At 45.5% G+C, this 5,181-nt stretch carries 5 protein-coding genes; 3 read left to right on the top strand and 2 right to left on the bottom strand.

Translation table 11 applies throughout. From position 1 onward, the window contains the following. The coding region (locus tag B3V56_RS05885; protein WP_289284051.1) for a PCRF domain-containing protein at positions 1–488 on the bottom strand (488 nt) is incomplete at its 3' end. Beyond that, positions 485–1,744: a glutamyl-tRNA reductase gene (gene hemA, locus B3V56_RS05880; protein WP_289282831.1), complete on the bottom strand. Its 1,260-nt coding sequence runs from the start codon at positions 1,742–1,744 to the stop codon at positions 485–487. The genes B3V56_RS05885 and hemA, both read right to left, overlap by 4 nt. 118 nt (positions 1,745–1,862) lie before the next feature. Between hemA and B3V56_RS05875 the strand changes: the two genes are divergently transcribed. Genes B3V56_RS05875 through ispE form a run of 3 tightly spaced genes read left to right on the top strand, consistent with a single transcriptional unit; the run spans position 1,863 to position 5,076 of the window. Continuing rightward, positions 1,863–3,644, top strand: a complete 1,782-nt coding sequence (locus B3V56_RS05875; RefSeq protein WP_289284050.1) for a tetratricopeptide repeat protein — start codon at positions 1,863–1,865, stop codon at positions 3,642–3,644. Then, complete coding sequence (gene lolB / locus B3V56_RS05870) at positions 3,641–4,240, top strand: lipoprotein insertase outer membrane protein LolB (protein ID WP_289282829.1); 600 nt, start codon at positions 3,641–3,643, stop codon at positions 4,238–4,240. The genes B3V56_RS05875 and lolB overlap by 4 nt, the downstream gene beginning before the upstream one ends. Continuing rightward, positions 4,237–5,076, top strand: coding sequence for a 4-(cytidine 5'-diphospho)-2-C-methyl-D-erythritol kinase (gene ispE / locus B3V56_RS05865; RefSeq protein ID WP_289282828.1), 840 nt, complete (start codon positions 4,237–4,239; stop codon positions 5,074–5,076). The genes lolB and ispE overlap by 4 nt, the downstream gene beginning before the upstream one ends. Positions 5,077–5,181 lie beyond the last annotated feature (105 nt).

Here is a 5,181-nt window from a genome sequence, read left to right as displayed (position 1 = left end):
TCCTTATAGCCGCCGTGCTCGCCTTCTTGAGCATTAATGACTTCAACTTTCCAGCGACGAGATTCAGCATATTTTGTGTACATGCGGAATAAATCGCCAGAGAAAATGGCTGCTTCATCACCACCCGTTCCGGCACGAATTTCCAGATAGATGTTACGTTGATCATTTGGATCTTTAGGCAGTAATAACTTTTGCAGAGTGAGTTCGAGTTCTTCGAGCTTCTCTTCTGCCGTATTAATTTCGTCTTTTGCCATTTCGCGCATTTCAGCATCGTCTTCATCCAGCATCAGCTTGGCATCTTCCAATGCGTCGATTGTGCGGCGATAAGCATTAAAGTTGCTGACAACAGGCTCTAATTGCGCATATTCCTGTGACAGTGACCGGAACTTATTTTGATCGGCCATGGTGTCAGGATCAGCGAGCAAACCACTAATTTCTTCATGACGATCAACGAGGGATTCTAGTTTATGTTTGATCGAATCTTTCACTTGGGATCCTTGATATTAAACAGACGCCGCGCTGCATTGAGTAACTGTCCTTCTTCATCAAATCCGGATTGACGGAGTTGGCGACTCGGTTCATGTAGTAAGCGGTTGGTCAGTGTACGAGCGAGTTCAGTCATGGCCTGTTCAGCAGGCATGCCTTGCTCAAGTTGTTTTATTGCTCTTTCTAGTGAATGCTTACTTATCTCTTCAGCATTGTCACGTATGGCTCTAATTACAGGGACGGCATCTTGAGTTCTTAGCCATGCCTGAAAATGATCCACTTGTGTGTCGATAATTTCTTCCGCCTGTAAGGCTGCATCACGACGAGACTGTAAATTCTCTTCGATGATTTCTTTTAAATCATCAACACAATAAAGGTATATATCTTCTAATAATCCGACTTCCGCTTCAATATCCCGTGGTACGGCGATATCGACCATGAAGATGGGTTTACGTTTACGGACTTTTAAAGCCCTTTCTACAGCCCCTTTACCCAGAATAGGTAGCTGGCTGGCCGTGGAGCTCACCACAATATCCGCTTCAGCCAGATGTGCAGGAAGTTCACTCAGACTAATCGCATATCCATCCACCTGTGTGGCGAGATTGTGCGCGCGTTCAATCGTACGGTTTGCAATGATGATGCGTTTGATACCGTTATCGTAAAGATGACGCGCGACCAGCTCGATGGTCTCACCTGCACCTATTAATAAAGCAGTGGAGTCAGCCAGTTCACTGAAAATTTGTTTGGCCAGACTGACTGCCGCAAAGGCAACCGAGACCGGGCTGTTACCGATAGCGGTATCGGTTCGGACTTGTTTAGCGACAGCAAACGCGTGTTGGAATAAACGACCTAATGATTTGCCCAGAGTGTTGGCATTGAGTGATTGACTGTAAGCGTCTTTTAATTGACCGAGTATTTGTGGTTCGCCCAGCACCATGGAATCTAATCCACAGGCGACTCGCATCAGGTGTCTAATCGCATCGGCTTGTTGGTAATGATAAAGGTATGGGGTGATGGCACCCTCTTCCTGTTGATGATAGTCATGCAACCAAGCGAGGATCTGGTTGTCAGACTCTCCATCGATACAACAATAGATTTCAGTACGATTGCAGGTCGACAGAATAACGACTTCAAGTATGGAATCATCTTCATGTAAATTGGATAAAGCTGCTGGAAGCATGCTCGCATCAAACGCAAAAAGCTCACGGATATGAACCGGAGCAGTATTGTGGTTGATGCCATAGGTGACAAGATGCATATTAAGAAAAAGTCGTTATTAAATGCTGTTAAACTTTACAGCCATTATTACAATCGTCTGTTATTTAGTGAAAACAATTCGCCATTCTATCAAAATCAAACGTTCAGGTCGTTTTAATATGGATTCAACGAAATCATTCATGATGAATGTAGGGCAACGTACTACATATTTTGCTCTGATCGGACTTACCTCTCTTATGACTGCCTGTGCTGCAACCCCCGCACAGCAAACTCAAGCCACAGTTGATGAGACGCAAAAAGTCGTTAAGGCTGCTCCCGAAGTAAAAGAGGAGAAAAAGCCGGAAGTGACTATGCCAATGTCACCTGAACTGATGTACTACATCCTTACTGCGGAAGTGGCGGGACAGCGTGGTGAAGTGGGTGCGGCGGTTGAGCTTTATGAACGTGCTGCGGATATGGTCAAGTCACCAAAACTGGCGAGCAGAAGTGCACAAGTCGCCACCTTATCCAGAAACGAAGAAAGAATTAGTCATGCATTAGATCGCTGGTTGGAAGTCGATCCTAACAATGCTGATGTTTATATGATGCGCGCGCCATTTCTGATGATGCAGAAAGATTATGACGGCGCAGTTCAGGCCATCAATAAAGCACTGTCACTCGCGCCGGAAAATCAAAAAGTGTATCTAGTCAGAGCGACAGAGAACCTGGCGGAAGTAGCGCCACCGGAAGAAGCGCTTGCCTCGCTGCAGAAGTTAGACCTTTATCAACAAGGCCATCCAGATGCGCATTATGCCTATGCACGTTTAGCTTTTTTCTATCAGCAGTATCCGATTACATTGGCTGAAATTGATCCTTTGTTAAAAACTGACCCTGATAATGAAAGTTATCTTGTACTGAAAGCCGACACCTTACAGCGTTTAGGACAAACCAAAGACGGTATCAAACTGCTGGCCAAACCTGCAGCAAAAGAGGATGCCAGTGATGAACTACGTTTTACGTATGGCAAATTATTAGGTGATGACGGTCAACTGGATAAAGCACGTACTATCTTTGAATCGATTCAGGCAGATAATCCTGAAAACCGTGATGTGTTGTTTGCGCTTGGATTGCTCGCGCTGGAAGAGAAAGATGGCGAGAAAGCAAAGTCATATTTCAGTGATTTACTGCAACTCGGCGACCCGACGAATCAAGCCGCTTATTTCATGGGCATTGCTGAAGAATTAAATGCCAATGTGGATGCTGCGCTGGTCTGGTTTGCCTCTGTACCTGTGCAAAGTAGCCGTTTTGATTTGGCGCAGACACATTACATCAACCTATTATTGGGGCGGGATGATATTGAAAAAGCACGTGAGCATCTGGCCCAGTTGAGACAACAGTTACCGAAGAAAGCACTGCAATACTATTTATTTGAAGCCAGCTTATTGCGCGATCATGATATGAAGCAGGAGGCGTTTGATTTATTAACAAAAGCCATCAAGCACTACCCGAAAAATGAAGATGCTTTATATAGTCGGGCCATGATTGCTGAGTCACTGGATAAGTTAGATGTGTTGGAAGCTGATCTAAAACAAATTCTGGCCAACGATCCCAACAATTCTCAAGCATTAAACGCGTTGGGTTATACCTTAACCGATCGTACCGATCGTCATCAGGAAGCATTAAAGTTGATTCAACGTGCTTTAGAACTCAAACCAGGTGATCCTTTTTACTTGGATAGCTTGGGCTGGGTCTATTACCGACTAGGCGACTTAGCGAAAGCAGAAAAATATCTGCGAGAAGCCACTGAAGCTAACCCTGACCCTGAGTTTATTGCACATCTAGGTGAAGTGCTGTGGCAACGTGGTAAAAAAAGAGAAGCCAAAGACATCTGGGATAAAGGTTTATTGCAGGATCCTGACAATAAACTTCTGATTGAAACGATGCGCAGGTTTGGCCAATGAGATTAGTTTGGTTAGCCGGACTGAGTCTATTACTCACTGCCTGCGCGCCATTATGGCAACCGAAAACGACAGAGTCGCCAGAGCAACGATGGCAAATGCAGCAGACAGAAATAGCCTCACTGAAAGACTGGCGTTTTAGAGGCCGTACTGCCATCACACAGGGGCGTGAAGGCTGGAATGCAGGCATTAGCTGGCAACAACAAGGTGAAGATTTCGATATCAAACTCTCCGGTCCTTTCTCTCAAGGTGGGGCAGAGTTAGTTGGGGATGATGAACAAGTCACATTGACGCTGGACAATGGTGAGCAATATTCCGCACAAACGCCCGAGCAGTTATTAGCCAAAACCTTAGGCTGGCTGTTACCCGTCAGTGCATTACGGGACTGGGTGAGAGGAGTGCCATATGAAGAGGTGGCGGTTGATGAGTATGAGCTGGATGAAAACGGACGCTTAAAAACCTTACAGCAAGCCGGTTGGCAGATTGAATATCTGCGTTATGTACCTTTTGATGGCATGGTTGTGCCGGCCAAAATTTTTATCAAACACCCGGATTTGAATATTAGATTAATCATTGCTGACTGGAGTCGACCTGAGTGAAAGCATGGCCAGCGCCGGCAAAATTAAACTTATTTTTGCACATCACCGGACGAAGAGAGGATGGTTACCATAACCTCCAGACCGCTTTTCAGTTTCTGGACTATGGCGATAGTTTGTTTTTTGATATCAACCGTTCTGGGCAAGTAAATCTCAAAACAGCTTTTGATGAAGTAGCAGACGAAGATAATCTGATTGTCAAAGCTGCAAAGTTACTTAAGCCTTTTACAGATAGTGAGCAGGGTGTGGATATTTCCATCACCAAACGATTGCCAATGGGTGGTGGATTGGGTGGCGGAAGTTCTAATGCGGCAACCACCTTAGTCGCTCTCAATCAACTTTGGCAGTGTGGTTTATCACAGCAAAAATTAGCGCAGATTGGACTCAATTTAGGGGCCGATGTTCCTATTTTTATCGCGGGACATGCTGCCTGGGCTGAAGGTGTCGGTGAAGACTTAACGCCAATATCCCTGGTAGAACCTTGGTTTGCAGTGATTTTTCCAGATTGTCATGTGTCTACGGCAGAAATATTTTCATCAGTGGAATTGACACGGGACTGCGAACCTATCACAATACCGCGCTTCCTTTCTGGGGAAGGCAGAAACGTCTGCGAAGCGGTAGTCGTCAAACACTATCCAGCAGTTGCAAATGCACTAGAATGGTTGGCACAATACGCGCCTCCAAGAATGACTGGTACAGGAGCATGTGTTTTCGCTGATTTTCGAAGTCAGCAACAAGCACAAGACGTGATAGATAAACTGCCTTCACACTGGCAGGGTTTTGTGGCAAAAGGCTGTAATCAGTCGCCACTCACTGCAAGAACACTGGCAGAAAAATAAGCCAGATGTGACAGCAAGATGATAGAATGAGTTTTGTCAGTTGGGGTATCGCCAAGCGGTAAGGCACTGGGTTTTGATCCCAGCATTCCCAGGTTCGAATCCTGG

It is taken from the genome of Methylophaga sp. UBA2513 (assembly GCF_002341285.1).
Taxonomy (GTDB): Bacteria; Pseudomonadota; Gammaproteobacteria; order Nitrosococcales; family Methylophagaceae; genus Methylophaga; species Methylophaga marina.
Note: the sequence above shows the minus strand (reverse complement) of the source record. Positions and strands in the feature narration are given on the sequence as shown.